6 protein-coding genes and 1 pseudogene are annotated in these 2,022 nt (G+C 44.7%); all 7 read left to right on the forward strand.

Features of this window, described 5'->3' with window-relative positions; genetic code table 11:
- Nucleotides 1–210, forward strand: a pseudogene (locus tag FC24_RS11580) (replication protein); the annotation flags it as partial.
- A gap of 9 nt (nt 211–219) precedes the next feature.
- A complete protein-coding gene (locus tag FC24_RS08605) occupies nt 220–924 on the forward strand; it encodes a putative HNHc nuclease (RefSeq protein WP_057874482.1) in 705 nt (234 codons plus the stop codon).
- 22 nt (nt 925–946) lie between these two features.
- Nucleotides 947–1,090 (forward strand): hypothetical protein, encoded by a 144-nt coding sequence (locus tag FC24_RS11505; RefSeq protein WP_157059110.1) that lies wholly within the window; start codon nt 947–949, stop codon nt 1,088–1,090.
- 1 nt (nt 1,091) lies between these two features.
- A complete protein-coding gene (locus FC24_RS08610) occupies nt 1,092–1,346 on the forward strand; it encodes a hypothetical protein (protein WP_057874483.1) in 255 nt (84 codons plus the stop codon).
- A gap of 8 nt (nt 1,347–1,354) precedes the next feature.
- Nucleotides 1,355–1,543, forward strand: coding sequence for a hypothetical protein (locus FC24_RS08615; protein ID WP_057874484.1), 189 nt, complete (start codon nt 1,355–1,357; stop codon nt 1,541–1,543).
- A gap of 15 nt (nt 1,544–1,558) precedes the next feature.
- Entirely contained in the window at nt 1,559–1,699 is a 141-nt protein-coding gene (locus tag FC24_RS11510) for a hypothetical protein (protein WP_157059111.1), read from the forward strand.
- 9 nt (nt 1,700–1,708) lie between these two features.
- Nucleotides 1,709–2,022 (forward strand): hypothetical protein (locus tag FC24_RS08620; protein WP_202813613.1); only part of this gene is annotated, 314 nt, incomplete at its 3' end.

Raw genomic sequence — 2,022 nt, forward strand, 5'->3', positions numbered from 1 at the left:
GAGCGGGATCAGCGTAAGCCACAGCAGATTAAGGCAGTGATTGATTGGTGCCAGGCGGATCCATTTTGGCTAACTAACATTTTGTCGCCAGCTAAACTGCGCAAACAGTACGACCGCTTAAAAATCAAAATGGACCAAGAAACGCCGTATCAGTCCAACCTGCCACCTGATACGCCTGAGATCCCAATGTATAACTGGGCCGAGGAGTAGGTGGTCATAGTGATTGTTAACGGTCGTCTAGCAGCAGTTAAGGGCAAGCAGTTGGTTATTAGCCTTGACGAGGCCTTAGACGTTGATCAAGTGGACAAATTGACTGGGGAGCAACAGCCGAGCGTAGAGCTAGAGATTGAGGACAACCGCATGATTACCCCAGAGCAGCGCAAAAAGGCCTGGGCTTTGGTTAACGATATTGCTAACTGGCAAGGGGATCTGCCCAAGGTCGTTGAGGAGACGTTTAAATACTTCGCGATGATTACCTACAGCGAGATCAATACGCACTTTAGCCTGAGCGATTGTAGCATGACAACTGCCCGCTTGTATATCGAGTTGCTACTGACGTTTTGCTTTAAGTGGGATGTGCCGTTTGCCACGAAGACCTGGGATGCGGTTAGTAGTGATTACGCCACCCAGATGCAGTGCTTAAAACATCGTGAGTGTGTCATTTGCCGCAAGCGTGCCCAGTTTGCACACGTTGAAACTGTAGGCATGGGCAGCAACCGCCGGCGGATTGACCACAGCCAGCACCACTTTATGGCGTTATGTCCAGTACATCACGCGGAACAACACAACCTCGGCATTAATAGTTTTATCGCTAAGTACCACATTAAGCCGCTCAGATTGACTTATGACGAGCTCGTTAAATTAAAAATCATGCAGCACGGTACAGCTTACTTTTTTAAGGAGCAAGCAGAGCAGCAAAGATAATTACAGCAACGGAGGCAGTAATATGGATTTAATTGCACATATCCAGCAAGACCAGGCACGGCGCCAAGCATTGGTGGACTGGCGGAACAATAAAGAGGCTATCCAGCTTTTAGCCGCAGCGGTAGAGGCAAGCAAAAAGGCAGATAAGATCAAGGAGGGTGCATAGAATGGCTAAAAATTATGTAGATGAGCTTTTAACTAAGTACGGTAGACCCGAACCAACTGAAACGCCCGCAGAGCCCGAATGCCCGTATTGTTCACATTTTCATAATGATTTGCTTACTGAATTTTCTTTAGGCAAAAGTAAAGATACGATGCAAGTTGATGTTCAAGGCGATCGTTTGTCATTTAGGAGTTGGGATAATGGTGAACTAAATCATGTCATGATTGAATATTGCCCGATGTGCGGGCGCAAATTATAGGAGAAATAATGATAAAAGCATTTAAAGTTTGCTTAATTAGTAGTTGTTCTGTGATCATTTTATCCATTTTCTTAATGGCAATGAGTTTTTTTAATTTAGTTGATATCAAGGTTTCGACTGGTTTTGTTTTTATTGGATTAGCGTTAGCTAGTACTGCTTGGTTGTTTCTTTTACTTGATGACTTAATTAAAAAGTGATGGGAGTACGAGTTTATGAAACGCAAAAAGAAGAAAAAATCAGTAATCAAGAAGAAAAAGCGGCGGATGCAGGCTAAGCGGCGAGAGAACGAGCTTAAAAACGCTCCGCCTTTTGACAAAGCACTTTACCGTGCAATAAACACAATTTTAAAGTGAGGGATAAAAATGAGCGAACAGTTAGACCTTAAATTATCAGAGTTAGCCAGTGGCGGCGTACAGGAGAAATTTAATCGGGAATTGAAACGGGTAGCAGAAAACATACTGGACCCCAATACTGATCCGAAAAAGAAACGCAAAATCACGTTAACGACTACTTTTGTGCCTAACGAAGAACGCAACGTAGTCACTGTAAGCGTTGCTGCAAAGTCCACGCTAGTACCTGATAACGAGGTTAGCGCCACGGTGCTGATGGGGCGTAATACGGATAGTGGCTATCTGGAGGCAAACGAGCTTAAGTCAGGCGTGCCAGGGCAGACTTA

Source organism: Loigolactobacillus rennini DSM 20253 (assembly GCF_001436505.1).
Lineage (GTDB): Bacteria > Bacillota > Bacilli > Lactobacillales > Lactobacillaceae > Loigolactobacillus > Loigolactobacillus rennini.

Bases quoted from the DNA above. Each gene is read 5' to 3' on its own strand.
- FC24_RS11505 (WP_157059110.1), top strand. From the start codon at position 947: ATGGATTTAATTGCACATATCCAGCAAGACCAGGCACGGCGCCAAGCA.
- FC24_RS08610 (WP_057874483.1), top strand. From the start codon at position 1,092: ATGGCTAAAAATTATGTAGATGAGCTTTTAACTAAGTACGGTAGACCC.
- FC24_RS08615 (WP_057874484.1), top strand. From the start codon at position 1,355: ATGATAAAAGCATTTAAAGTTTGCTTAATTAGTAGTTGTTCTGTGATC.
- FC24_RS11510 (WP_157059111.1), top strand. From the start codon at position 1,559: ATGAAACGCAAAAAGAAGAAAAAATCAGTAATCAAGAAGAAAAAGCGG.